Genomic DNA, 25502 nt, shown 5'->3' on the forward strand with positions numbered 1-25502 from the left:
TAATCATTTTACCTATTCCCTTTGGCTCGGTTGTGCGACTTGCAGTGCATTTCGCAGTTGGCGCGGTCGGTTGCGCCGCCTTTGCTCCATGCGGTTACGTGGTCGGCGTCCATTTCGGCAGGTTTCCAGATTTTGTTCTTGTTGGCATTTTTCGACGAACGGTATAATGCGTCGTACTTTGCGATTCTTTCGTATTCGGCGTTTTCGAACAAATTAGGTTTATAAATGAAAAATGCAGTCCCTTTCGAGCCTGCATTTTTTACAATGTTGGTAAGTTTATTCCATTTGCTTTTTAAGAAAAATAATTAGTTTTTGAGGCATCATCAACATGTGTGGAAGCATTTAGGCAGCCTTGCTAGATGATTCTCTCGATTCCGATTCCCATTCGTAGGCTATCTGTACATCTACATAGGAACAGCTCAGCATTATCAGCGACGGCGAATATCCCTATGTGTTCGTGGACGGAATCTACCTCAAGCGCAGCTGGGGCGGAGAAATGACAAGCGTCTCGGTACTTGTCGCCATCGGTGTCGCCGAGGACGGCTATCGCGAGATTCTCGGGGCCTGCGAGGGTGCGAGCGAGAGCAAGGAATGCTGGCGAAGTTTCCTTGTAAGCCTCAAGGAACGTGGCCTGAAGGGTGTCAGGCTCTTCACGTCGGACAAGCACCTTGGTTTCCTGGAATCAGCCTCGGAGGTCTTTCCCGACGCCAAGTGGCAACGCTGTACGGTGCACTTTTTCAGGAACCTGATGACCAAGATTCCCCGCAACAAACTGGCCACGGTCATGCCGCTGCTGAAGGCGACCTATGCCCAGGAAGACAAGGAAGCGACTCTAAAGAAGGTTATCGATGTGGAGCAGAAACTGCGGGACATGGGGCTGAAATCGGCGGCAGATCTCTATGCCAGAGGCGTCGGTGAAACCTTGACCTACCTGGACTTTCCGCACGAACATTGGCGAAGCATCAGGACCAACAACATACTTGAACGTCTCAACCGTGAAATCCGTCGCAGGACGCGGGTAGTAGGCTGCTTCCCGGATGGTGAATCGGCCTTGATGTTGGTCTGTGCAAGGCTTAGATACGTCGCTTCAAAAGACTGGGGCACCAAGCGATACCTGAATATGAAACACCTCTATGAACTTGAAAACCAAAGGGAAATTGAAACAGAATTGAAAAAAGCCAGGAAGAACCTGGCCTAGAATCTGATGTTGGAACAAACTATTTTTGCGAAAAACCCTTGACACTACCATCAAAAGACTGGGGCACCAAGCGATACCTGAATATGAAACACCTCTATGAACTTGAAAACCAAAGGGAAATTGAAACAGAATTGAAAAAAGCCAGGAAGAACCTGGCCTAGAATCTGATGTTGGAACAAACTATTTTTGCGAAAAACCCTTGACACTACCCTTCGGAATTTGGGCGTTCCCCCGGCTTTGCCGGGGTCGGGCTATATTTTAGGGGCTGTCGTCTGCGCTTCGCTTGTCGCCTGCCTCCTAAAACGGAGTCTTGCTTTGCAAGTCTCCGCCCGTGCAGGTAACTATCCTTAACGTAAAAAAGCGAAACCCAAATAGGATTTCGCTTGCAAAATTAATTTAAGGATTAAAGTGGACGTATTTAACAAGAGTTGTATCAGCACCTGCTTTTATTAGAATGTCCGAAAATTTTTTTTGAAGTTCTGTTTGATTCCAATATCCATATCTACAATAGTCTAGTTCAACCATGTCGTCTGATTTTTGATTTATGGAATATCCTCTATCAATTAAATCTTGGAAATAAAACAGTTGGTCTTCTTCTGATAAAAAGGTAAGGGTCCCCATCTGATCACAAAATTCGTGTAAGATAGAATAATTACCGCTTATGCTTTGTCGAATGCTGTCAACGTTTGGTATAAATGGGAGTAGCTCGTTGTACCATTTTCTTGCAATTTCACTTCCAAATTCACCATCCATTGCCTTTGTTATAGTGCGATAGACTGTTTCTCCATTTATCGGATATTCCTTACTTATTGCGTATCGAACAAGGTTCGTATCACCTGCCCACATGGCTTCCGTTGCAAATCCGTTCCCGAGATTTCTTGCCACGGAGTCCATACCGTTGTCTATAAGGTAATATATTGTTGAATCTGCACCAGTCTTCCAAATCAAATCCCATATGACTTCCTGGTTGGCATAAGAGGATGTGTCATATAGGTTCATGTCTAATGAAGCGCAGTTTTCGATACTCTTTTTCAGTGAGGCTAGATCACTGTCTTGAATTGCCTTCCACAAACTGGAGTCTGTAACAAATTTTTCGCAACCTTCATTTAATTGCAGTGAATTTTGTTTTTCGTTGTTTGCACTTGAGGAATCATCGGAACATGCGGTAAATAAGGCTATCAAACCAAATAAAAGAATGAACTTTTTCATTTGCAACTTCCAATTTTCGTGAATTGATCGTAATCAATTTTTTTGAGTTTGCCTATCCTTCAAATAATTTTAGGGACAAGAATTCTTTCATCAACGAAAAATGCTTGTCAAGGGAATACAGCGCCAAATCGTTCTGTATGGCATTTTGGGCGATCATTAAATCGGGAATACCGACTCGATTTACGCCATGTTTCAAGTTTTCGGTTTGCATAGAAATTAGGCTTGTCCAATCTATGCTCATTGAAACCTTGGGAACTTGCAAGAGCAAATGTTCCAGTTCTGTCTCTTTTCTATGACGAATGGATGGGACTAGTTCCGTGAGAATCAAATCATTTACACAGACTTTTCCTGAATCAATTAGTGAGTCTAAATGCGTGGAATTGATTCCGTTGTGAAAATAATCTATCCATACAGAAGTATCGACAAGAACCATTAAATTCGTCCTCGCATAGAATCCATATCAATGTCGAGGTCGACTTTCCCTTTAAACTTTTTTAATCCTGCGATGGATTTTGTTTTCAGCAGATTTTCCAAAGCGAAAACAACCACATCATCTTTTGATGTGATTTTGGTAACGACCATAGCTTCTTCAAGAAGTCTCTCGGGAATTTCTAGAGTGGCAACCATAAGTACCTCGCTTTCTTTCGCTTTAATATACATATATAGAACACAAAAGTCAAATGATGAAGGTTTGGCTTTCACGAACAAATAAAAAAGGCAGGCTCTTTCGAGTCTGCCTTTCAAGCTGTCATTGCGAGGGGCGAATGCCCCGCGGCAATCAAAGCGTTTTAACGAACAACCTTGCGGTCTTCTGCAGTCATTTCCAGGAACTGAGCGACGGTCATAGAACCCTTGTCACCTTCCTTACGCTTGTTCACAGAGACGACGCCTTCGTTCATTTCCTTTTGGAGTGCTACGCACTCCCAACCGTGGCGGCTCGGCAATGCCCACGCAAGCGTGGTCGCTGCTCTCGCCTTGGACGGTTGTCACCAACGAAAAACGCAGGCTTTTCCAGCCTGCGTTTTGTAATTGGGTCACGTCATGATTAACGAACGACTTGTCTGTCTGCTTCTGTCATCTTGAGGAAGTCGGCGACAGACATTTGTCCCTTGTCACCTTCTTTTCTCTTGTTCACAGAGACAAGTCCTTCGTTCATTTCCTTTTCACCTACAATAATCTTATAGGGGATTTTCTGGAGTTCGCACTGACGGAACTTGTAGCCCAGCTTTTCGTTGGATTCGTCGATGTCGCAGCGGACGCCGGCGTTCACCAGTTCGCGTTCCACCTTGTGGGCGTATTCAGCGAACTTTTCGGAGATGGGGAGGACGCGTGCCTGGACCGGAGCCAACCACAGCGGGAAATCGCCCATGAATTCTTCAATAAGAATACCGAGGAAGCGTTCGATGGAACCCACGGCTGCGCGGTGCAGCATAACGGGGATGTGCTTCTGGTTGTCCTTACCCACATATTCAGCACCAAGGCGCTGGGGCAGGTTGAAGTCCACCTGGATGGTACCGCACTGCCAATCACGGCCGAGGGAATCCTTCAGGGTGAATTCAAGCTTCGGGCCGTAGAAGGCGCCTTCGCCCGGGTTCAAGATGTAGTCGAGGCCTGCAAGCTTGGTGGCTTCTTCGAGAGCTGCTTCAGCCTTGTCCCAAAGTTCGTCGGAGCCTACGCGGCGTTCCGGACGGGTAGAGAACTTCACCACGATGGAATCGAAACCGAAGTCGTGGTAGATTTGACGCCTTCGGCGTCCGTGGCTGCGCTCGGTCATGCCAGTCTGCAAGCAGCCTGTCGCGACACTCGCTTGCACACTTTTCCTTCACGAGAGCGCAGAAGTCTGCCACTTCGCTGGCGATTATTTTGAGCGTTCCCCACTTCGTGGGTCGGGCTATATTCTGGGGGTGATCGGCTGCGCTTACGCTTGCCACTCACCTCCCAGAACCAAGCCTCGCTCCGCGAGTCTTGTCCCCAAGGGGTCACTATCCCTAACGCAGATGCCGAAATATTTTTCTGAATTTACAATTCTTCAACATAACAGAGAATATAGTATCGCTCTTTTTCTGTAAGCGGACCGTTTTTCTTCTTTACTTCTTTTATTATTGCGTTTTTGAATTTGTTGTTGAATTGTTTTAATAAGTATTCTTTGGCCTTTTTTGCCTTTTCATTACTATGAGGAATCCATATGTCTGCAATAATGACTGCATGTTTGGAATATCCTTTGGTTTCCTCATCAATATTAATATTCTTCCAGTTGTTTCTTATTCTTTTCAAATCAGATTCAACGGAATCAATTTTGTTTTTGCTGTTTATTCTTTTCGCTTCAACTAGATAAAGTTTTTTCGCTTTTCTACTTATAATTAGAGAATCAAAGTGTTCTTTCTTATTGGACTTACTATTTTCTATCGGAACTTCTTGCCATATAACTAAATCTTTTTCAGCGGCTATATTGTAGAAACAGCTGCAAAAATTAAAAGTTAGATTTCGTTCTGTAAACCCGGTAGAACCAAACGATGGATAGTAGTTATCCAATATTTTTTCATATCGTTCTACAGTCTTGTTTATTACTTTGTCTAAATTCATTATTTACTCCTTGATAATTACCATTAATAGCCTTCTGTGCAGTCAATTTTTTCTGTTCCGACCCGACCATCAGTACACTTGAAATATCCGACAAGCTCTCCCTTGCGGAATTTTCCTGATCCGGCTAACTTTCCATTCTCGAAATAGACCTTGGAAACTCCGTCCATTACGCCATCTTTGTAAGTGTTTGTTCTATACAGTTTTCCTGATGAGTAATAACCTTTTTGTATTCCGCTAACCTTACCGTACTTAAAAGGCGTTTCCCAATTAAGGACTCCGTTTTCATAGTATTGCTTTTTAATGCCCTCCTGCATATCATTTTTATAAGGCGTTTCAAAAAGCAATGAGCCACGTTGATAGAACTGTTTACCAAGACCGTCCCTTTTCCCTTTTATGAGCGGTAATGTATATTTAAGTTCCCCGGAGTCGTAAAATCCCTTTTCCACGCCAACTTCCACAGCATTCGTTCCATATTTATGTGTATATGGCGTAATTGCTTTTAGGTTTCCAGATTCATAGAACCAATTTTCTTGTAAGGAACTGTCACTTGTAGGCGATGGATAAATCATCCGAGAACGAACTGATCCGTCGTCGTAAAATCTCTTGAGGGAATCCAATTCCCATGCAATCCTTCTCTGTACATTTATTTCACGGGTCTCGGTTTTTCCGCCTACTTGTCTGCGAACCTGCACGGTGGCGACAGAACCGATTTCGCCCATCAGCAACCTATAAACCTCACTAAAGGTCCCCTGCGCCTTCTTTCCGTCTATGGACAGAAGTATGTCGTCATAACATAGTTTGTCTGCTTCATGTTTACATTCTTCTGGATGTATAAACCACTTGTCGTTCCATCCGCTTAACGCTCCGTCTGCATTCTCTAAAGATTTTACTTTCCAAAAGTTTCCGTCTTTTTCGATATCGCTGGCCAAAAGGCCGTAGTTACGCGCAGAACGGTACTCATAGCGGGGAATCACGTAATTACAATTTTTAAAGACCCGTGAATACTCTACGTCGGCTCGATAATAAGAAACTCGCTGATAAGTGCATTTGTCAGAACTGGGGGGATTTTCTTGTCTTACAATTCCGTTTAGTTCCTCGTTGGAGCATTCTGCCACGATGGCAAGATGTTCTCCCCAATAAACTTTCAAATATTTAGCATCTTCGGGAATATTCGTTTCCTCGTCAGAAACTGTGATTTTATCGCAAACATAGACTCCATCGGTTTCTTTTTGAACATTTTGGCATATCGTGCCAAATACAGCTCCAGACATTCCAAAAATCAACAAAGTAATTTTCGAAATGGATTTATTTAGAAAGCAACTCACAATCATCTCCTTTTATGGTTGAAAAACTTCCGATATTGAACGTGTTGCATTTTATTTTAACCTTTTCACTCTTTTGTAAAGAACGTAATTTGTCTGTATTATCAAGAGAAAATGCCCCCTCGACATAACAGCTAAACGGTTTTGAATCAGAGCTACGAAGAGTCACCAATAAATGATGACTTTGACTAGTCCAAAAATTAGATTCAACTTCTTCGACAGATTTTAGTTCTCCAAGTACAATCATTTTCTGACCTGATATTTTTTCTTTTAAGGCTAATTCATTGTTGTCAAGTTCATCGCATAAGGTCTCTACCGAATATTTTAAAATTTGTTCAGGTTCTATACTTTGATGAACCCACTGATATAGTTCATCTTGAATGGAATCCGCAGAGGATATTCCAAACAGAAGAAAAAGCGTCATTTTTAATGCTCTAAAGCCCATTTGCGTGTTAGCCTTTTTTTGAAAATTTTTAGTCCTTTAGGGCAACCTCAAGCGGACTTGCGGCGACAATCAGCGCATAAAAAAAGGCGTGGTGTCGTTGGATCCGAAGCAGAGGCCCTAGACAAAGCCTGTTCATGAATCTACAAACGACCCACGCCCCAGTGGGGGCGTGAGCATCTGCATCTTATTCTCATGAACTAAAAGAAATTGTCTAGGTTTCTGCGTCAAGAACAAGAGCGTTGCTCTACTAAAATGTTATTTCGTTTTCTATGTGCTTATAAAAACTCCATTTATTATGTTTTCAAATATATATAAAATCGTAATGATAACGTTCTTTCGTTGGGAGCGAACCATTCTTATCTTGCCTGTTCTGTTGAAAATGGCCGAAATTGTATAACTAGAAGGTGCTTTTTTATTGAAAAAGCTCTGCTAGGCGTAAACGTGCGCTTAGCAAATAAGTTGTAATTTGTAAGCCCGTTGGCCTACTGTATTATTACTGCACAAATGTAACTTATAACCTGCCCTGTCGGTTCGTTTCACAAGCATTTTTACAGTAATTTCGCAGCTTAGGCGCCACGCAAACACTTATCCAGCAGAGCTTCAAAAAAAAGCAGGCTCTTTCGAGTCTGCCTTTTTTAGCTGTCATTGGATCCTATCGGACGCGAAGCGTCCTCCAGGATGACGTGCGGTTCTATTAGCGAACAACCTTGCGGTCGTCTTCGGTCATAGCGAGGAATTCTGCGACGGTCATCTGACCCTTGTCACCTTCCTTACGCTTGTTGACGGAAACCTTGCCTTCGGCCATTTCCTTCTCGCCAACGATGATCTTGTACGGAACCTTCTGGAGTTCGCACTGACGGAACTTGTAGCCAAGCTTTTCGTTGGATTCGTCGATGTCGCAGCGGACGCCGGCGTTCACCAGTTCGCGTTCCACCTTGTGGGCGTATTCAGCGAACTTTTCGGAGATGGGGAGGACGCGTGCCTGGACCGGAGCCAACCACAGCGGGAAATCGCCCATGAATTCTTCAATAAGAATACCGAGGAAGCGTTCGATGGAACCCACGGCTGCGCGGTGCAGCATAACGGGGATGTGCTTCTGGTTGTCCTTACCCACATATTCAGCACCAAGGCGCTGGGGCAGGTTGAAGTCCACCTGGATGGTACCGCACTGCCAATCACGGCCGAGGGAATCCTTCAGGGTGAATTCAAGCTTCGGGCCGTAGAAGGCGCCTTCGCCCGGGTTCAAGATGTAGTCGAGGCCTGCAAGCTTGGTGGCTTCTTCGAGAGCTGCTTCAGCCTTGTCCCAAAGTTCGTCGGAGCCTACGCGGCGTTCCGGACGGGTAGAGAACTTCACCACGATGGAATCGAAACCGAAGTCGTGGTAGATTTCCTTCACGAGGGCGCAGAAGTCAGCCACTTCGGAAGCGATCTGTTCTTCGGTACAGAAGATATGAGCGTCATCCTGCACGAAGCCGCGGACACGCATCAAACCGTGCATGGTACCGGCAGGTTCGTAACGGTGGCACTTACCGAATTCAGCAAGACGCATCGGAAGATCACGCCAGCTACGGAGGCCGGTGTTGAAGATCTGAATGTGGCAGGGGCAGTTCATGGGCTTCACAGCCATTTCAACGTCGCCAGCCATGGTCTTGAACATGTTTTCGTTGTACTTGTCGGCGTGACCGGACTTGATCCACAAAGTCTTGTTCACGATTTCCGGAGTAATCACTTCCAGGTAGCCACGACGGTCGATCTTACCACGGATGTAGTCCTTGAGGGCGTTCACCATCTTGGTGCCGTTGGGGTGCCAGAACACCATGCCAGGAGAATGGTCTTCGATGTGGTACAGATCCATTTCCTTACCGATGCGGCGGTGGTCGCGCTTTTCAGCTTCTTCAAGGAACTTCAAATAGGTTTCCAGGCCTTCCTTGTCGGCAAAGCAGGTGCCGTACACGCGGGTCAGCTGGTCGCTGTTCTGGTCGCCGTGCCAGTATGCACCTGCGAGGGAGAGCAGCTTGAAGGACTTCAGCTTGCCAGTGCTGGGAACGTGGGGGCCTGCACAGAGGTCTTCCCAGTTCTTGCCCGGTTCGCCGTTTGCATAGAAACTCAGGGTGCCGTCGGCGCCTTCGCGAGCCAGAGCGCGTTCAGCGTTGTCGGTCTTGTACTTGTCGCCAGCGGTGCGCTTCAGGCCTTCTTCACCGGAAACAACCACGCGAGTGAAGGGGCGGTCTTCCTTGATGATTTCCTTCATGCGCTTTTCGATCTTTTCGAAATCGGACTGCTGAAGCGGGGTCGGTGTCATCAAATCGTAGTAGAAACCCTTTTCAACTGCGGGACCGTAAGCCAGCTTGGTGCCCGGGAAGAGGTCGCAGATAGCTTCTGCCATCACGTGGCTGCAGGAGTGGCGGAGCAGCATCAAGCAATCCGGATCGTCATTGTTCGGAGTGATGATCTTGAAAGCGCCATCTTCAGTAAGGGGGCGGGAGAGGTCCAGGACCTTGTCGCCCAGCTTCACGCCGAGAGCCTTGCGTGCGAGGCCTTCAGAAATGCTCTTTGCTACTTCGAGGCCGGTGGTGCCAGATTCAACGGTACGTACGCTGCCATCGGGCATGGTGAGGTTGATTTGAGACATAATAATTTCCTTTTTTGGGCAGTTCTTGCCCGAGTTCCTCTGGAAATACGACATCCAGCGGTGGCGCAAATTTAACAAATAATGTATAATAAGGTTATGGCTAGAAGGGTTGTCAAAGGTTTTCTGGTGCTGTTGGTGGTGGTTTTGGGCATCGCAGCATTCTATGGGGCGCATATTTATCACGCCGTATCGCTAGATAAACATGAAATTGGCGATGGTTATTTTGACCACGAAGCAAAATTCGCGTTGGATGAGTTCGAGCGCTCTTTGAATAAGCATGTAGGGCTTTCTTGTGGCCCTAAGCCAGCCACCCTTGATGTGAATCTGAGTCAACCCTATTTGGATACGAATTCCTCGGTGCATGTGCTAAGAGGCTACGACCAAGACCACACATTTGAAGAACGTTACGAAAAATATCCGGTTTTCTCTGGTAACTGGGGCCAGGGAATAGAGGACGCTTCCTATCGTAAAGAAAACGGAGTCTGGTTTAATGACTTAAAAACAGTCTACTTTGATCACGGGGACTCAACCATTGCTTTGGAGCTGGATGAATCCTTTGAAAATAAATCCCGCATTTACAGGGGGACTCGTAAGAACGGCTATATAACGGAGTGCGTTGATTGTACCTTGAAGAATGGTGCTTGCGGCGATACAATCGGCTTTCACCATGAAGACATTGATTCCATTTCGGGAAAGATAAAGAAAAGCTATTCGAAGTCTCTTGAATATTATACCGGATGCGAACGGATCTTAAAGGACATGCTTTTTAAAGATGCTAGTTTCTCTTATGATGAGTATGACTATGACGGCTTGGGCCGCCTCGTAGAATTAAGACGAAATAACAAGATATTCCGTTTTGCCCACAACACAAAAGATACCACAAATTTGGATGTGGTAATTTATGGAAGTACTGGCGTAAAATTAGGCTTTTATAAACGTAGCCGTAATAAGAACAAGGAAGTGGTTCGTTACGGTACGAGGCGCTTTGAAATTGAAGAAATCAAGTATTTCAAAGATGGAAAACTAGCCAAAAGAGAAAAAGAAGAAAATGAATTTTATGACCACTATTCTTATACAATGGGAAAGTATGATGGCCAAGGTAATGTGGTAAGGGATTCTTCTTTTGAAGAAGAAACCTTGTTGCCGGGATTCCGTGATGGGTCTGGATCAAACGTTACGATTTCGTCGTACCAAAATGGAAAAATCAAGTCTCGAGAATCCCTTGGTTATGACAATAATCGATTGTTGCCCTTTGTTCTATTTCCTTTGAAAAACGATAAAAATCCTTTTGTCAGCGAAAGTTACGAGTATGTGTATGATTCCCAGGGACGAGAGGTTTCCGAGGTTCATCATAGGTATGGTCAGTCTTATGCATCACAAAAAATATTCAGCTATGATCTTGCGGGAAAACTTCCTTCTGTAGATTATACCACATGCTGGGTGTCGGCTGGTGAACTTGAAAGTTTGGAGTGGAAGGAAGTTTCTGATTTACGTTCTGAATCTGCCGATGGAAAATACCGCAAGGAATTAGAATGTTCTGTTGTTGAAGATGTCTTGACTTGTGAAAAGGTGGTGTACAAGAAATTCTCTTTTGACTATTTGGATTCTGATGCTGAAGTCACCTGGGATAAGTGCATTGATAAAGATTCTATAAACGATACTTTGCTTTCCGTTACCTTGTCGAAGGATAGCTTGGTTTATTTGAATGAATCTATGTTGGAATCAAATATCAATTTGAAGTCCATTCTCTGCGAAGGATGCAAGATTCGTGAAGTTCAAGATTCAATAAGAGATGAAAAAGGAAAGTTGGTTCCGATTGAACACGTCCATGATTCTTTCCGCTGCAAGATTGGTAAGGAACTATATGAGTTCTCTAATTGGATTTCTGGAGCAAGACCTTTGTCTAACGTAGCAGTTTCCTTCGGAGATACAACAGGTGTTCCCGATTGCCTGGTAGGATTTAAACCCACCAATGGAATCGCTCTTGGCATGACAATGAAGGAAGTGGATTCCTTGGGACTTGCATTCAAGAAAGGCAAAAAAGAATGGGAGTATTCTACTGAATACCCCCTGGATGATCAGTTTACTGACTCTAGAATGATTTTGTTGAACTTCCGTAAAGGCAAAGTCAATAAATTCATTTTTTCTAGAACCATTATGAATTAATTTTCCGGAAACTTATCCTTGTTGGCCACCAGCAGGGAATCGATATGCTTGGCCACCTTGACTGCTCCCTTCAAGCCTAAATGGTCATCGTTGGAAAAGTCTTCTTCCTGGAAATCATTTTCGCCGTTCTTGTATTCATCAAAAATGATGAAGTTGTCATATTCCTTAGTCAACTCGTTGACAGCGCTTTCAATTTTTGCGGCGTCCTTAAGAGTGAGCCCGTAGCGGCCCCAGGCTGAATGCGTCTTAACGTAATAGGGGGACTGGGGGAATATGGCTCCGATGACAAGGATACCTGCGGCCTTGGCGGAATCCAGAATGTTTTTCACCTTGCTTAAATTGTACTTGTAGGCACTTTGCTTAGAGTCAAACCAATGTAGATCATTGTCTATACTGGGGCTTTCTCCTGAGATGCCTTCTGTTGTGGAATGGTACAATCCGTTATGGTAAGCATATACGCTGTATTCTTCCTCGTTGGGGTTCAAAGCGTTTTGTGTCAGCTCGTACATTCTCTTGGGAACACCGTCTTTCCAGAAGGAATGATGTTCATCGTACTTGTAACCGGGGATATTTCCGAACCAGTCCTTCCAGTTTTTATCGGTGACATACCATCGGTCGTAATCAAGCGTGATAATGATTGCCTTAAGCTTTGGCATCAACTTCAGGAAGTAATTCTGGACAAAATAGTCGGTGGATGCCATGTCCTGTGCGGCGTAGGCTAAATTGACGGTGAAATAGGATTCAATTTCAGTGGGGTCAACACCACTAAATGAACGGGAGGAACCAATGATGGCGACTTCGGCAGATTCCCTGTATTTCCAGAAGTAATCCATCTTGACTTTCATGATTCGTGTGGTAATGTCGGAGGACGTTGTCATGTAGGCGCCCAAACTGTCCAGGTCCAGAGAGGATTCTTCTTTAGTAAGGTCAATGCTTTGTACCCATAGGGCAGGATACATCAAGTCATCTCCTTCGACCAATTCTGTGACACTGCTATCCTTGACGTTGACTGCGACAATTAACGGATGGGTTGCGTTGATGCCGTCTGTTAATGCTGCAACGATAAGATTCTTATTGCCGGCCCATTCTGTATAGTCGAAAGTATATCCTTCGGGAGCGCCGATACTTTGGATAAGTTCTCCGGTGCTATCGGCAATCAGGATTCTTTCGTGGATTTGGTAATTGGACCCCACGAATTTGGTTCCTGTTTTACCCTTGAAATCCAGGAACAATGTTCGGTTTGTTCCGTCTTGTGATAGGGATGCGTTACATGCTTGTTCTCCGTTATACCAAACGGAGTCTATTGCAGCGTCGTCAAAAACCGTTTCTGCAGAATCGCTGGCGTAGCGGACCTTTAATCTGGATGCTCCGGAAACGGCTAAACGCTGATCCGGGCTGATTCCTCCGTGGTATGCACCATCGAAAAGCTTAACCGGGGTACCAAAGGCTCCGTTAGAGAAGGGTACCTGCCAGGTGCTTGTATTGGTCAAGAAAGAACTGCTGTTGTTGTCTTTTGCTGTGGAAACATAGACGATGACGGTGTCGCCTTCGGGGGTGACTCTAAATCTGGGGATTGCCGCTGCTTCCGCGTCCAACTTGACAAGGTCAGTTCCCAGACGATTCAACCTACGAACATAAAGGCTTGAATTTGAAGGAATGCCTTCGCGGACGGTGCAGAAAGCAACCCATTCGCCGTCGGGGGAAATGTCGGGGTGGAATGCAGGCATTTCGTCCTGGATTTCATGGAAAGAGAAAAGCCCGTCGTTGTAGTTCATGTAGACGAGATTGTCGGTCATCCCGTTAGTGAACGCAATTTTTGCCCTGGTTGTTCCAAGCAATTTCTTTACTGTAGAAAGAGATGTCTTGGCTTTTATGGTGGAAGATGATGCTAGTCCGTTTCCGTCCATCCATGTGGGTTCTTTTATTGCGCCGATCACCAATCTTGCGCCGATATAGTCTTTTCTTGAATTGGAAATAATGGTGTAGACGTCGCCTCTTGTATATAGATGCATGCTGGCAGGAATATTTTGGAAACTGCCGCCCTTGATGACTCGCTCTGCTTGGGAGCCGCCATCGGGAGCACCTACAAAGTTGGTAATGGTGGTGTCCTGGAATTTTCCTGCCCAGTCGTTAACCCATTCGGCAACGTTGCCTGCAAGGTCGCAGAACAATTCGTCGTCTTTCTCGGCGGTGCAGACATCGTGGGCTTCGTAATCAGAATTTTGGTTGTTCCAGGAGTTTTCCGGCTTCCAGTTTCGTGCGGCTACGAAAATCCATTCCGCTTCGGTGGGCAATCTATAGCCTAGACGCTGGGGATGAAAACTGAAATTCTCCAAGGAGGAAACGTGGTTGTTCTCGTCGTAGATGACGTCCGAATATTCATAAACGGTGTCCAGGTCATCTTTTTTCGATTTTGCATTTGCGTAGAGAACGATGTCGCCAAAAGTAATGTCTGCGATGGGCTTTTTCTTGCAGCCATCGCAAGGCTTTCCGTCCATAAGGCTGTAATATTCTTCCTGAGTGATTTCATGGGAGGCCATGCTGAAATCGTACTCAAATTCAACGCGCATGGCGGGGCCTTCCTTGGGGCCGACCTTGCCATTATTCGTTCCTACAGTGGTGTAATGTCCGGAGGATTTTACACGGATAAAATCCTTGTACTTTGAATCTTTCTCGACAACGATTTTAGATGAGTCGTAGTCGGAGCTTGACTGGGTTGGAGAATCAGTGCAAGCGATGAAAAATGCAGATAGAATAGCAGGAAGAATATAACGCATGGACGGAATATACAAAAAAACGGCATTTCAAAAAAAATGAAATGCCGGAAAATTTTTAGCGGATGTAATACACGTAGTTTTCTTTGCGGGCAAGAGCCTTGGGGACTTCGGTTTGGCGGTAACCAAGAGCAACGTGACCAATGCCTTCGTAGTTGCCCTGGATGCCGAGACGTTCCAGAATCTTCTTGCCGAATTCGCTCTCGAATTCCTGGCGGGCGCGGTGGATCCAGACGCTGCCAATGCCCAGGCTTGCGGCGGCGTTCATCAGGTTGCCCATCACAAGGCTGCCGTCATTGATGTAGGTGCCGCTGGCATTGTTGGCGTCCTTGTCGGCGATGACAATCAGAATGACCGGGGCGCCGTAGAATGGGTCGAAACCTTCGGGCCAGCCACCGATCTTACGGTTTTCTTCTGCAATCTGGTCGCGGAGTTCCTTGTTGGTGACCGCGATGATGATGGAAGACTGCTGATTCTTTCCGGAGGGAGCGAAAGTTCCTGCGCGGATAATGGCTTCCAGTTCTTCGTCGCTAACCATGTCCGGCTTAAATTTGCGGCAGCTACGGCGGGTTTCCAAAGTCTTCAAAGTTTCATTCATGATGGTCATATTTACCTCTTTTGGGATGGAATATATGAAATGATTTACTTAAATGGGATCTCGCGGCGGTTTGTGTGCCGGATTTTGATCGAAATTAGGGTACTAAATTGCCTTCTTGGGGTTGTTTAGTATCCCGTTTGTTACTTTGTTTGTGGCGAGATGACCGGAAAATGAGAAAAAATATCTTTTTATCGGGTACTAAATGTCCTGTTTTATTGAATTGGTTCCCCTTTTTCTCAATAAAAAGGATACTTTGTTCTAAATATGGGGTACTAAACATTGTACTTTCTTCTGTTTAGTACCCTGTTTTGCTAAAAAGGCTCTTGTTTGCGCCCACCCACCGATTAAATCTATTTATAAACTCGAATGTAGTCCACCAGCATCTCGTTGGGGAACTGGGAATCGTCAATTTCAAAGCCGGGCCAGTTTCCACCTACGGCAACATTCAAAATGAAGAAGAAAGGCTTGTGGAATGTGCCCATGTCGCTGCTGGCATCAGTGATTGCAATTTCCTGGTACTTGAAATCGTCTACGTACATGGTAATGGCGTTTTTGTCCCAGGTCATTTTGTAGTCGTGGAATTTTGTGATGTCCAGGTCATAGGAGGTGCCGTAATAATCCTTGGTGCTGTTGCCGTATTGAGCATGCTGACCTTCGTGATCCCAGTGGTGTGTGCCGTACACGACGCTTTCGTTGTTGACGGCTTCGATGATGTCGATTTCTCCGCAGGCGGGCCAGCCCACGGTTTCGGAGTTGGCGCCTAGCATCCAGAAGGCGGGCCAGATTCCCTTGCCCACGGGAAGAGCGATTCGCGCCTTGATGGTTCCGTAGGCGAAGTCAAATTTCCCTCTGGTGATAATTCGCGCGGAGGTGTATTTCTTTCCGCCGAAATTGTTTGCGATGGCGGCTGCGTCGGTTTCCAATGTAGCGCGGATGTGAAGGTAGCCGTCTTTCACGTAAGCGTTTTCGGTACGGTCGGTGTAGTATTGCCATTCGCCATTGCCCCAGCCGTTTTCTCCTGTGCCGATTTCGTAGGTCCATTTCGTAATGTCTAGAGTGTCGCCCTGGAATTCGTCGGACCAGAAGGCGGTGGGATCCGCGGGAGTGTCGCTCGGGGTGTCGTCGGGGGCGGCAATAGAACTGCTGGAAGACTCTGCGACGGTTGCGCTACTTGTTGGTGTTGCGTCGGAACTGCCGGGGATGACATTGGAAGAGGAACTTTCAAGATTCTCGGCAAATGAACTAGAACTGGATTCTTGCGGAACACCTACAGGCCCAGCGCTATTCGAGTCGGAGGAACAGGCTGACAAAATGGCTCCTGCAAATAAGGCGGAACATGCCGCTGCGACTGTAACAAATGGTATTCCGAATTTCTTGAACATGTCCTGAATATAAACTATATTTGGCCTCCATGCAAATCCAGCTGTCAGATCACTTTGATTATTCTAGGCTTTTGCGCTTTACGCTGCCATCCATTGCCATGATGGTGTTTACTTCCATCTACAGCGTGGTGGATGGTTACTTTGTGTCAAATTACGCAGGCAAGCAGGCCTTGGCTGCCGTGAATATGGCTTGGCCCGTCGTTATGATGCTGGCTTCCTTGGGAATGATGTTTGGTACGGGAGGAAGCGCTCTCATTGCCGCCGCTCAAGGTCGTGGCCGCAAGCAACGTGCCAACGAGTACTTCTCCCTCATTGTCTATGTGGTTGTTGTCTTGGGCTTTGTTCTTGCCGGGGTAACCTGGTTCCTGATGGAGCCCATCATGAAGTTGCTTGGCGCCGAAGGCGGTCTTCTTGCGGATAGCGTTTTCTACGGGAAGATTTGCCTGGTAGGTCTCCCTGCCTTTATGATGCAAATGCTTTTTCAGTCCCTGTTCATTACCGCAGAAAAACCGCAGTTGGGCTTTTACGTAACTGTGGGCGCTGGCGTTGCCAATATGGTTCTGGACTGGGTGCTCATTGGCCTGCTGGGAATGGGCTTGTTCGGTGCCGCCCTCGCTACGGATATCGGATTTCTTGTGGGTAGTGTTATTCCACTGTTCTATTTCGCCCGTAAAAATTCCAGCACCTTGCGCCTTGGAAGAGCTTGCTGGAAACCCCACGCCCTTTTGAAGGCGTCCTTCAACGGTTGTTCCGAAATGCTTTCGGGCATTGCCTCCTCTGTAGTGACCCTGCTGTACAATTACCAATTGCTGCGATTTGTTGGTGAAAACGGTGTGGCCGCCTTCAGCGTCATTATGTATGTGAACTTTATCTTCTTTGCGCTTTTGATTGGCTATTGCAACGGGGTGGCTCCCGTGATTTCTTACCACTTTGGCGCCCGTAACCAAGGCGAATTGAAGAACCTTTTCAAACGTTGCATGGTCATTATGGGCGTGTCCGGTGTTGGCTTGCTTATGCTTGCCCAACTCTTGGCGGTTCCCCTTTCTAAAATTTTCGTGGGCTACGACGAGGCGCTTTGCGATATGACAGTGAAGGCTTTCCGCATTGTTTGCTTCTGCTTTGTACTTTCGGGAATCAACATTTTTGCGTCGTCTCTATTTACTGCGTTGAACAACGGTTTAGTGTCTGCAGTAATTTCCACTTGTCGCTCCATTGTTTTCGAGGCGGCTTGCGTACTTCTGCTTCCCCTGCTGTTCGGCATTAACGGCATCTGGTTTGCCATTTGGGGTACAGAAATGGCGACCATCGTCATGGCTGTGATTTTTATCGCACACAAACGCAAATTTTACGGCTATTTATAAAAAAGGGGCTTTAAGCGTCCGTCTTGTTCCAAGTTGGAGTAATTGAAACAAAAGTGTTTCCTCCTAAGTTTTTCAATTGTTTTTAACTTGTATAAAAAAAGGATGTGTATATGAAGACAATTTTCAAATTCGGTATGGCTGCAGTGTGCGCGCTGGCCACAAGTTCCCTCGCCCAGGATTTCTGCAGCACTGCTGCCCATAGCGGTAAATCCATAGAAATTTCCTCAAATACGGTAGGCTCCTTCGATAACGGTATCGGTTACGAACTCTGGAATGAAGGTGGTAACGGTGGCTCCGTTATCTTCTACGATGATGGCTCCTTCAAATGCACCATGACCGGTGCTAAGGACTATTTGTGCCGTTCTGGCCTTTCCTTTAATAGCGACAAGACCCACGAAGAATTGGGACATATGCTGGCCGACTTTAAACTGGTGAAGACGGGTCTTACTGGTATTGACTATTCCTACATCGGCATTTACGGTTGGACCCGCGAACCTCTGGTAGAATGGTATATCGTTGACAATACCGGTAGCCAGTGGATGCCGGGTGATTGGGTTGCCCAGGGCGCTTCTGCAAAGAACCATGGCAAGTTCACCATTGATGGAGCCGAGTACACCGTCTATGAAGGTGACCGAACCTCTTATTCTATCGATGGCGACAACACGTATTTCAAACAATATTTCAGTGTCCGTACCAAGGCCCGTGACTGCGGTACCATCGACATTACTGCTCACTTCAAGAAGTGGGAAGAACTTGGCATGAAGATGGGTAAGATGCACGAAGCAAAGATCCTTGGCGAAGCCGGTAGCACTAGCGGCGCAAACGCCAAGGGCGAATACGACTTCCCCTATGCCAAGGTCTATATCGAAGGCGCTGCTGCATCCAGTAGTTCCGAAGCAGCATCCAGCAGCTCCGAAACTCTCGTCCCTGGTTCCAGTTCTTCGACCGACGCAATTCACGGCGTTCGCCTGATGACTACCGGCAATCGTGCAATGTACGTGTTCGATGCCCAGGGCAAGTTCCTCAGTTCCTTTGAAACCGAGAACATGGCTGCCTTGAACAATATTCTCAAGTCCAGATTCAATGCTGGCGTCTACCTGGTAAAGCAGGGCGGCACCATCAAGAGCGTTACTGTGAAGTAATCTCTGAGATTTCGCAAAAACAAAGCCTCTCCTTCGGGAGAGGCTTTTTTGTTTTGAAATTAGTCTTGCGGGGCTTCCGGCGGAACTCGGGCGATGGAGCCTACGGTGGCGCGGCACGCCTTAATCAAGTCTGCAGGTGCGATCTTCAGCTGGAGACCGCGTTCCCCTGCGCTTACGTAAATGTAGGGGAAGTTGTTGCAAGTCTCGTGCATGAAGATGGGGAAGTTCTTCTTAAGGCCAAGGGGGCTGCAACCGCCACGGATGTAGCCGGTGAGCGGCGTCAGGTCCTTCAACGGAACGGTTTCGATTTTCTTGTTTCCGCTGACCTTGGCGGCACCCTTCAGGTCCACTTCGAGGTTGCCCGGCACCACGCACATGAGGTAGCCAATCTTGTCGCCATGAACGAGAATGGTCTTGAAAACCTGATTGATGTCTTCGCCCAGGGAATCTGCCACATGCTGCGCGCCCAGATCGTTTTCATCAACTACATAAGGGATCAATTCGTAGGAAATCTTCTGCTTGTCAAGAATTCGTGCGACGTTAGTCTTTTTAATCTCTGCCATATATCCTCACTTCTTGAGAGGTTCCAATAAATATTCCAATCCGTTTACCTTTATTTCGTAAAGGGTTCCTAGAAGTTCGCCCAGGTGACCTTTGGGGAATCCCTTAGTGTGGTACCAGACCACGTAAGGCTCAGGCAAGTCGCACAGGCGCACTCCTTGATAGCGCCCGTAGGGCATGGTTGTGTTGGCGAGTTCAATAAGGATTTCCGGATTCACGATGAAAAAATACGATTTTATGGCCGCGGCATTTTATTAAAAACAACAAAGTTGTTAAAATTGGGATGGTTATGAAAGAGTACAGTGCCATTTTGATTGGAAACGGAACCATGGGCAAGCGCCATTGTAGTCGCTTTGAAGCCTGCGGTGTTCGTTTCTTGAAGGTGCTGGATTTAGATGCGGAACAATGGCTGCACGAAAATGAAACGTGCTTTTTAAACGGTTCGCTGAAAATTGACTTTGCGGTGATTGCTTCTCCGGCAACGACCCATTACGATTTTTCCAAGTTCTTTTTGACAAAGTCCATTCCTGTTTTTGTGGAAAAGCCTTTGGCCGTTACAGCAGAACAGTCCTATGAATTACAGAAACTCGCCGAGCAAAACAACACGACTTTGTTTGTTGCCCAGTCGGAATGTTTCAATCCCATTTTCTTGAATTTCCGCAAGCACTTTTTTGCGGAATTGGCCTTGTGCAGAAAAGCGGGGCGTACTCGTATGGAGTTCCGCAGGGAACACGGTTATACGGAACGTTGCCGTGATGTTGATGTCTCCCTGGATATCCTGGTCCATGACTTGAGCATGTTCTTGACCATGTTTGACTTTGACGACATTCAAGTGGTTGATAATAAACATGTTTCGACGGATCGATCCACCATGACATTGAAGGTTTGCAGGGGACCTTTTGCTGGCTTGACTGCAGACTTTATCGCGGATAGAAATAGCGCGAACGATGTCCGTACCATCTCTGTAGATTTTGATAGCTCTGAATATTCTGTCAGCTTGGCCCGCTATTTACCCAGCGGCGATATCGCCCATATTCCCGATTCCCTGGATAACGAGCACAAGTTCTTCTTGAAGCTTTTGGCTGGAGCCTGTGGCGAATGGGGCCGTAGGGCAGCCCGCATTGCTGCCCAGGTGGTGGAACTTGCCACACTGCCGTAAGTCGTAAATTCGCTTGGCTTTTGCTTGTTAAAAAAAACGGCATAATAAAAAGTCCCACGGCATAACCGCGGGACTTTTTATTAGTGAGCAGAGAGTAATGAGTTTCGAGCTTAAGTTAGGCGCCTATGGCGCGACTATCCAGCTCAAGCCTCGAACCTCGAACCTACTACAGCTTGATGCTGCAGCCCTTAACGTTCCAGATTTCCTTAGCGTACTGGTCGATAGTACGGTCGGAGCTGAACTTGCCCATGCGAGCGACGTTGAGGATTGCCTTTTCTGCCCAGTGCTTCTTGTCCTGGTAAGCTTCTGCAACCTTAGCCTGCATGTCGACGTAGCTACGGAAGTCTGCGCAGAGCATGTACGGGTCGTGGGTGAGGAGCTTGTCAGCAATGTGCTTGAACAGGTCCGGACGATCCGGGCTGAAGAAGCCAGAACCGATGAGGTCGATCACGCGACGGAGATCGTCGTCGGATTCGTAGAAGTCGCGGGGACGGTAGCCCTTGGCCAGGAGTTCGGTAACTTCTTCAACGGTGAGACCGAAGATGAAGATGTTTTCGTCACCGACTTCTTCCTTCATTTCCACGTTAGCGCCATCGAGAGTACCGATGGTAAGTGCGCCGTTGAGGGCGAACTTCATGTTGCCGGTACCAGAAGCTTCGGTACCTGCAGTGGAAATCTGTTCGGAAAGGTCTGCTGCCGGGATGATCTTTTCTGCGAAGGAAACGCGGTAGTTTTCGAGGAAGACCATCTTGAGCTTGCCCTTGCAAACCGGATCAGCATCGATGATTGCGGCCACGGCGTTTGCAAGACGGATAATCTGCTTAGCCATCCAGTAACCCGGAGCGGACTTACCACCGATCATGATGGTACGCGGCATGATTTCCTTGCCATCCTTGAGCTGGATGTAAAGGTGGATTGCGTGGAGGATGTTCAACAGCTGACGCTTGTATTCGTGGATACGCTTGACCTGTACGTCGAAGAACATGTTGGTGTCGAGGTCGACGTTCTGGGTTTCCTTGAGGTACTTGGCCAGACGTTCCTTGTTCTGCTTCTTGACGTCCATGAATGCCTTCTGGAACTTGGCATCCTTGGCGAACTTTTCGAGCTGACGGAGATCATCGAGGTCCTTGACCCAGCTTTCGCCGATCTTGGAGGTGATGAGGTCGGACATAGCCGGGTTAGCCTTGCGGACCCAACGACGAGGAGTAACACCGTTGGTCTTGTTGTTGAACTTTTCAGGCCACAGTTCGTAGAAGTCCTTGAACAAGGTGGTCTTGAGAAGGTCGGAGTGCAGAGCAGCCACACCGTTCACAGCGTAGGAACCTACGATGGAGAGGTATGCCATGCGGATCATCTTGCAGCCACCTTCTTCGATGAGGCTCATGCGAGCGAGGCGATCGTTGTCGCCCGGCCACTTCATGCTGACCATGCGGAGGAAGCGAGCGTTGATTTCGTAGATGATCTGGAGATGACGGGGGAGGAGCTTTTCGAAGAGGCTAACAGGCCACTTTTCCAGAGCTTCCGGCATCAAGGTGTGGTTGGTGTATGCGAAAGTCTTGGTGACGATTTCCCATGCTTCGTCCCATTCCAGGTTTTCTTCGTCGAGGAGGATGCGCATCATTTCGGCGATGGAGATTGCCGGATGGGTGTCGTTGAGCTGGATAGCAACCTTGTCGGAGAAGACCTTCCAATCGTTGTTGTGGGTCTTCTTGAAGCGGTTGATGATGTCCTGCAAGGAAGCGGAGCAGAGGAAGTACTGCTGCTTCAGGCGGAGTTCCTTACCGTTCATGGAGGAGTCATTCGGGTAGAGAACCTTGGAAATGGTTTCGGAAAGTTCCATGTCCTGCACAGCGGCGATGTAGTCACCGTTGTTGAAGTAGGAGAGGCCGAAGTCGTCGGTGGACTTGGCGCTCCAGAGGCGCAGGTTGTTCACGGTGTTGTTCTTGTAACCCGGAATCGGAGTGTCGTACGGGAGGGCGAGAACGTAGTCCTTGGTTTCCCAACGGTTGCGGAGCTTGCCGTTTTCGTCCATCCAGCTAACAACGTAGCCGTAGAACGGAACCTTGATGGAGTTTGCCGGGCGAGCGATTTCCCACGGGTTGGGGAGACGCAGCCAGTTATCCGGCTGTTCTTCCTGTTCGCCGTTCACGATCTTCTGGCTGAACATACCGTATTCGTAGCGGATACCCATACCCATTGCCGGGAGTTCGAGGGTAGCCATGGAGTCGAGGAAGCAAGCGGCGAGACGGCCGAGACCACCGTTACCGAGACCTGCATCCACTTCCTGTTCGCGGAGTTCGTCGAGGGTCATGCCCACTTCGTCGAGAGCTTCCTGAACTGCGGATTCAACGTCCAGGTTCAGCACAGAGTTGCCGAGGGTACGGCCGATCAAAAATTCCAAAGACAGGTAGTAGACGCGCTTAACGTCCTTTTCGTAGTAGGTTTCCTGGGTCTTGATCCAACGATCCACCAGACGGTCGCGAACTGCGTATGCAACGGCCAGGAACTTTTCGTGGTCGGTCACAGTGTCCATGCTGCGGGCGAGAGTGTGGTTGATGTGGTCGGTAAATGCCTTGCGGAATGCTTCCGCATCGGTACCGAGCACCGGAGCTGCTGTCTTCTTTGTAGTCTTTGCCATAAGATGTCCTATGGGTTAGGTGGTTGATATTTTTCACTTATAAGTTTAGAAAAATTTACGGTAATTTCAATATTGTATGGCGTTTGTTGTGCAATATTATGATGTAATTCACACAACTGGGGTTGAGATTTACGTGAGCCGTAAAAGAAAAAGTTAGATTAGGAAGAAATTGAAAAAAGGAGTATGGAATGGCCAAGCCTTTTAGCTTTGTTAAGTCTGTTTTTGCCGGTGCTGTAACTTTGTCGGCAATGAGTTTGTTTGTAGCCTGCGGTGGTGAAGAAAAGAATCCCGCAGCGCCTATCGATCCGGTGGTGTCTTCTTCTAGTGTTGCTGGCGGTGATATTGGCCAGGGCACTAGCAGCCAGGCTTTGCAGGATCCTGCCAGTTCCAGTGCAGCTTTGCCGGTTGTTGAGTCCAGCTCCTCTGCAGGTGCAGTTGTTCCTCCGGTTTCTGACAATCCGCTGGTCTATTCCATTGACCCGACTCTGGCTGTAACCCCCGATGCCGATGGCTTCTACTACATCGCCGACATTTACAAGGCTCTGCCGGCAACTAGCAAGGTTGTTTTCGTGATTCGTCACTCCGAACGTGAAAAGAGCGAAGGCCAGGAATCCCTCCTGACTGCAAACGGCGAGCAGATGGCTATAAAGCTGGGTGCCGACATGGGCGGCGATGAACCGTTCTACTATGCTTCCACCGACTTTATCCGTACTCGCGAAACCTGCAAGAAGATCGCCGAAGGCCGCGGCGAAACTGCAGAAGTTGTCACCTGGGATGCCATTAACGGCAGCTACTTCCTGAAGATTTCCTCCGACTCTTTCGACAACTTGGTGGGCAAGCGCGGTGGTTCCTGGAAGAATATGTCCCAGTGGGCCTACGGTGCTGAAATTTCTGCAGCCTACGTTGCACGTGCCGTTGCAACGGATACTGTGTTCTACGATCTGTTTGAACGTGGTCACCAGTTCGTGAACGAAGTTGTCTTGGCAAATCTTCCGAGCTGGAAACGTGTGAACTTCCTTGCCAGCCATGATGTGCTTTTGGAACCCCTTACCATCTATGCTACCAACAGGGCTATCGACCTGAAGTTCTACGATAGCGGCAAGTGGATCAACTACATTGCAGGTGTTGCGATCGTCGTGAACGAAGCTGGCGCAGTCAGCTTGTTCCCGGTTCGCGGTGCAGACCAGGGTTGGATGTATTACGTTAAGATGGAGTAACCGATGAAGGTTGCTGTTCTTGGTTCTACGGGCCTGGTTGGCAAGAATGTTGTGAAACTTTTGGCCCGGCTGGACCAGGTTGTACGTGTCTACTGCCCGGTTCGTACGGTTCCCGGTGAAAACGGTTCCCTCGGTGGAAGGCCGGATGGTGCGGCGCCGGACTTGGCTGCACTTGGTATTCTGCAGGGCACATCAAAGCTTGATTTTGATGCCGTTGACTTTTCTGAAATAGGCAATGCCGAAAGCGATAGTGCTTCTAGGATCCGCGCAGGATTCCTGGGTTGCGACGCCGTTATCTGTTGCTTGGGCACCACCATCAAGCAGGCGGGAAGCAAGGCCGAGCAGGAACGGGTGGATACCCGACTGCCGCTGAGTCTCGCCGCTATTGCAAAGAGGGTGGGCGTGAAGAATTTTTTGTGCGTCAGTGCCCAAGGAGCAGATACGCACTCCCCGTTCTTCTATAACCGCTTGAAAGGCATGCTGGAAGACGGGCTTACCATGATGAACTTTGAAACGCTGACCTTGGTAAGGCCGTCGCTGCTTCTTGGAAAGCACAAGGACAAACGCTTCGGTGAAGAACTGATGCAGAAGTTCTTTGGTGGTCCGCGAGCCATGCTGGTGCCCAGCTTCTTCAGGCCTGTCCATGCAGAAACGGTGGCCGCACACCTGGTGGCATCGTTGCTTCGCCCGCCTAAGGATCACGTGTGCGCAAGCGATGGCGTGAAGGGCAAGCGCATTATCTACAACCGTGTGCTAGCAAAGACGAAAGTCGATGAACTGTTCTAGACCCGCAGAAAAAAATGAATTTCAAAAAAAAGTCCGCCGAGGTGGCGGGCTTTTTTTAATGATTCTTGAAATAAAAACTATTCTCCGCAGACTGCGTTTCCGTAGAGCTGTTTGCATTTTTCCTTTTCGTCATCCCAGGCTTTCTTTAGACGATCATGTTCTTCCTTGGTGCAAGTTTTGCCGGTACATGAAGTAAATGCTTCTTTTGCTGCTTGGACAGCGCTTTGGGCTGCTTGTTGCTTCTGTGCCTCTTCCTTAGTATCTTCCTTCTTTTCTACCGTCGGCTTTTCGGTCTTGTCAATGATAGGAGTTTCCACGGTGTTGTTGGA

21 protein-coding genes and 1 pseudogene are annotated in these 25502 nt (G+C 47.6%); 7 read left to right on the top strand and 15 right to left on the bottom strand.

The features are described 5' to 3' along the window. Positions 1 to 8: 8 nt before the first annotated feature. Positions 9 to 212 carry an HNH endonuclease gene (locus tag MJZ25_03020; GenBank protein ID MCQ2123134.1) on the bottom strand — a complete coding sequence of 68 codons (204 nt, stop codon included), beginning with the start codon at positions 210 to 212 and terminating at the stop codon, positions 9 to 11. Positions 213 to 427: 215 nt separating this feature from the next. Between MJZ25_03020 and MJZ25_03025 the strand changes: the two are divergent. Continuing rightward, a pseudogene (locus tag MJZ25_03025) lies at positions 428 to 1198 on the top strand (IS256 family transposase). Positions 1199 to 1594: 396 nt separating this feature from the next. On the opposite strand, the gene MJZ25_03030 reads toward MJZ25_03025, so the two are convergent. From MJZ25_03030 to thrS, 8 genes are all read right to left on the bottom strand, one after another. Continuing rightward, a complete protein-coding gene (locus MJZ25_03030) occupies positions 1595 to 2407 on the bottom strand; it encodes a hypothetical protein (GenBank protein ID MCQ2123135.1) in 813 nt (270 codons plus the stop codon). Between the two features lie 52 nt (positions 2408 to 2459). Next, entirely contained in the window at positions 2460 to 2840 is a 381-nt protein-coding gene (locus MJZ25_03035) for a PIN domain-containing protein (GenBank protein ID MCQ2123136.1), read from the bottom strand. After that, positions 2840 to 3067 carry a type II toxin-antitoxin system VapB family antitoxin gene (locus MJZ25_03040; protein MCQ2123137.1) on the bottom strand — a complete coding sequence of 76 codons (228 nt, stop codon included), beginning with the start codon at positions 3065 to 3067 and terminating at the stop codon, positions 2840 to 2842. The genes MJZ25_03035 and MJZ25_03040 overlap by 1 nt, the downstream gene beginning before the upstream one ends. A 385-nt stretch (positions 3068 to 3452) precedes the next feature. After that, positions 3453 to 4220 carry a His/Gly/Thr/Pro-type tRNA ligase C-terminal domain-containing protein gene (locus MJZ25_03045; GenBank protein ID MCQ2123138.1) on the bottom strand — a complete coding sequence of 256 codons (768 nt, stop codon included), beginning with the start codon at positions 4218 to 4220 and terminating at the stop codon, positions 3453 to 3455. Positions 4221 to 4426: 206 nt separating this feature from the next. Next, positions 4427 to 4990 (bottom strand): hypothetical protein, encoded by a 564-nt coding sequence (locus tag MJZ25_03050; GenBank protein ID MCQ2123139.1) that lies wholly within the window; start codon positions 4988 to 4990, stop codon positions 4427 to 4429. Between the two features lie 23 nt (positions 4991 to 5013). After that, complete coding sequence (locus MJZ25_03055; protein ID MCQ2123140.1) at positions 5014 to 6315, bottom strand: hypothetical protein; 1302 nt, start codon at positions 6313 to 6315, stop codon at positions 5014 to 5016. Continuing rightward, a complete protein-coding gene (locus MJZ25_03060; GenBank protein MCQ2123141.1) occupies positions 6296 to 6757 on the bottom strand; it encodes a hypothetical protein in 462 nt (153 codons plus the stop codon). The genes MJZ25_03055 and MJZ25_03060 overlap by 20 nt, the downstream gene beginning before the upstream one ends. Before the next feature lie 694 nt (positions 6758 to 7451). Then, on the bottom strand, positions 7452 to 9389 hold the full coding sequence (gene thrS, locus MJZ25_03065; protein ID MCQ2123142.1) for a threonine--tRNA ligase: 1938 nt from the start codon (positions 9387 to 9389) through the stop codon (positions 7452 to 7454). Between the two features lie 96 nt (positions 9390 to 9485). Between thrS and MJZ25_03070 the strand changes: the two genes are divergently transcribed. Continuing rightward, positions 9486 to 11555, top strand: a complete 2070-nt coding sequence (locus tag MJZ25_03070) for a hypothetical protein (GenBank protein ID MCQ2123143.1) — start codon at positions 9486 to 9488, stop codon at positions 11553 to 11555. Here MJZ25_03070 and MJZ25_03075 read toward each other — a convergent pair. The 3 genes from MJZ25_03075 to MJZ25_03085 form a co-directional block, all read right to left on the bottom strand. Further along, positions 11552 to 14332: a TIGR02171 family protein gene (locus MJZ25_03075; GenBank protein MCQ2123144.1), complete on the bottom strand. Its 2781-nt coding sequence runs from the start codon at positions 14330 to 14332 to the stop codon at positions 11552 to 11554. The two genes, MJZ25_03070 and MJZ25_03075, sit on opposite strands and share 4 nt — an antisense overlap. A gap of 55 nt (positions 14333 to 14387) precedes the next feature. Beyond that, complete coding sequence (locus MJZ25_03080) at positions 14388 to 14936, bottom strand: nitroreductase (GenBank protein MCQ2123145.1); 549 nt, start codon at positions 14934 to 14936, stop codon at positions 14388 to 14390. Between the two features lie 341 nt (positions 14937 to 15277). Next, positions 15278 to 16309: a glycoside hydrolase family 16 protein gene (locus MJZ25_03085; GenBank protein ID MCQ2123146.1), complete on the bottom strand. Its 1032-nt coding sequence runs from the start codon at positions 16307 to 16309 to the stop codon at positions 15278 to 15280. Between the two features lie 29 nt (positions 16310 to 16338). On the opposite strand from MJZ25_03085, the gene MJZ25_03090 reads away from it, so the two are divergent. Further along, positions 16339 to 17670, top strand: a complete 1332-nt coding sequence (locus tag MJZ25_03090; GenBank protein MCQ2123147.1) for an MATE family efflux transporter — start codon at positions 16339 to 16341, stop codon at positions 17668 to 17670. A 110-nt stretch (positions 17671 to 17780) separates the two neighbouring features. Then, positions 17781 to 18812 carry a glycoside hydrolase family 11 protein gene (locus MJZ25_03095; GenBank protein MCQ2123148.1) on the top strand — a complete coding sequence of 344 codons (1032 nt, stop codon included), beginning with the start codon at positions 17781 to 17783 and terminating at the stop codon, positions 18810 to 18812. Between the two features lie 59 nt (positions 18813 to 18871). On the opposite strand, the gene ybaK is transcribed toward MJZ25_03095, so the two are convergent. Further along, positions 18872 to 19375, bottom strand: coding sequence for a Cys-tRNA(Pro) deacylase (gene ybaK / locus MJZ25_03100; GenBank protein ID MCQ2123149.1), 504 nt, complete (start codon positions 19373 to 19375; stop codon positions 18872 to 18874). A gap of 6 nt (positions 19376 to 19381) precedes the next feature. After that, the gene (locus tag MJZ25_03105; protein MCQ2123150.1) at positions 19382 to 19591 is read right to left on the bottom strand and encodes a DUF3820 family protein; all 210 of its coding nucleotides are present in this window, start codon (positions 19589 to 19591) and stop codon (positions 19382 to 19384) included. Positions 19592 to 19662: 71 nt separating this feature from the next. Between MJZ25_03105 and MJZ25_03110 the strand changes: the two genes are divergently transcribed. Continuing rightward, entirely contained in the window at positions 19663 to 20532 is an 870-nt protein-coding gene (locus tag MJZ25_03110) for a Gfo/Idh/MocA family oxidoreductase (GenBank protein ID MCQ2123151.1), read from the top strand. 166 nt (positions 20533 to 20698) lie between these two features. Here the strand turns inward: MJZ25_03110 and MJZ25_03115 are convergent, their stop codons facing one another. After that, entirely contained in the window at positions 20699 to 23170 is a 2472-nt protein-coding gene (locus MJZ25_03115) for a glycogen/starch/alpha-glucan phosphorylase (protein ID MCQ2123152.1), read from the bottom strand. 188 nt (positions 23171 to 23358) lie between these two features. Here MJZ25_03115 and MJZ25_03120 point away from each other — a divergent pair, with 188 nt between their 5' ends. Both MJZ25_03120 and MJZ25_03125 read left to right on the top strand, forming a co-directional pair. Next, positions 23359 to 24387, top strand: a complete 1029-nt coding sequence (locus MJZ25_03120) for a histidine phosphatase family protein (protein ID MCQ2123153.1) — start codon at positions 23359 to 23361, stop codon at positions 24385 to 24387. A gap of 3 nt (positions 24388 to 24390) precedes the next feature. After that, a complete protein-coding gene (locus MJZ25_03125; GenBank protein MCQ2123154.1) occupies positions 24391 to 25173 on the top strand; it encodes an NAD-binding protein in 783 nt (260 codons plus the stop codon). Positions 25174 to 25502 lie beyond the last annotated feature (329 nt).

The sequence above is a fragment of the Fibrobacter sp. genome, from assembly GCA_024399065.1.
Taxonomy (GTDB): Bacteria; Fibrobacterota; Fibrobacteria; order Fibrobacterales; family Fibrobacteraceae; genus Fibrobacter.

What these genes read in the sequence shown, in the direction of transcription:
- MJZ25_03030 (MCQ2123135.1), bottom strand. Translation starts at nt 2,407, where the DNA reads ATGAAAAAGTTCATTCTTTTATTTGGTTTGATAGCCTTATTTACCGCA.
- MJZ25_03035 (MCQ2123136.1), bottom strand. Translation starts at nt 2,840, where the DNA reads ATGGTTCTTGTCGATACTTCTGTATGGATAGATTATTTTCACAACGGA.
- MJZ25_03040 (MCQ2123137.1), bottom strand. Translation starts at nt 3,067, where the DNA reads ATGTATATTAAAGCGAAAGAAAGCGAGGTACTTATGGTTGCCACTCTA.
- MJZ25_03050 (MCQ2123139.1), bottom strand. Translation starts at nt 4,990, where the DNA reads ATGAATTTAGACAAAGTAATAAACAAGACTGTAGAACGATATGAAAAA.
- MJZ25_03060 (MCQ2123141.1), bottom strand. Translation starts at nt 6,757, where the DNA reads ATGGGCTTTAGAGCATTAAAAATGACGCTTTTTCTTCTGTTTGGAATA.
- thrS (MCQ2123142.1), bottom strand. Translation starts at nt 9,389, where the DNA reads ATGTCTCAAATCAACCTCACCATGCCCGATGGCAGCGTACGTACCGTT.
- MJZ25_03070 (MCQ2123143.1), top strand. Translation starts at nt 9,486, where the DNA reads ATGGCTAGAAGGGTTGTCAAAGGTTTTCTGGTGCTGTTGGTGGTGGTT.
- MJZ25_03075 (MCQ2123144.1), bottom strand. Translation starts at nt 14,332, where the DNA reads ATGCGTTATATTCTTCCTGCTATTCTATCTGCATTTTTCATCGCTTGC.
- MJZ25_03080 (MCQ2123145.1), bottom strand. Translation starts at nt 14,936, where the DNA reads ATGACCATCATGAATGAAACTTTGAAGACTTTGGAAACCCGCCGTAGC.
- MJZ25_03085 (MCQ2123146.1), bottom strand. Translation starts at nt 16,309, where the DNA reads ATGTTCAAGAAATTCGGAATACCATTTGTTACAGTCGCAGCGGCATGT.
- MJZ25_03090 (MCQ2123147.1), top strand. Translation starts at nt 16,339, where the DNA reads ATGCAAATCCAGCTGTCAGATCACTTTGATTATTCTAGGCTTTTGCGC.
- MJZ25_03095 (MCQ2123148.1), top strand. Translation starts at nt 17,781, where the DNA reads ATGAAGACAATTTTCAAATTCGGTATGGCTGCAGTGTGCGCGCTGGCC.
- ybaK (MCQ2123149.1), bottom strand. Translation starts at nt 19,375, where the DNA reads ATGGCAGAGATTAAAAAGACTAACGTCGCACGAATTCTTGACAAGCAG.
- MJZ25_03110 (MCQ2123151.1), top strand. Translation starts at nt 19,663, where the DNA reads ATGAAAGAGTACAGTGCCATTTTGATTGGAAACGGAACCATGGGCAAG.
- MJZ25_03115 (MCQ2123152.1), bottom strand. Translation starts at nt 23,170, where the DNA reads ATGGCAAAGACTACAAAGAAGACAGCAGCTCCGGTGCTCGGTACCGAT.
- MJZ25_03120 (MCQ2123153.1), top strand. Translation starts at nt 23,359, where the DNA reads ATGGCCAAGCCTTTTAGCTTTGTTAAGTCTGTTTTTGCCGGTGCTGTA.
- MJZ25_03125 (MCQ2123154.1), top strand. Translation starts at nt 24,391, where the DNA reads ATGAAGGTTGCTGTTCTTGGTTCTACGGGCCTGGTTGGCAAGAATGTT.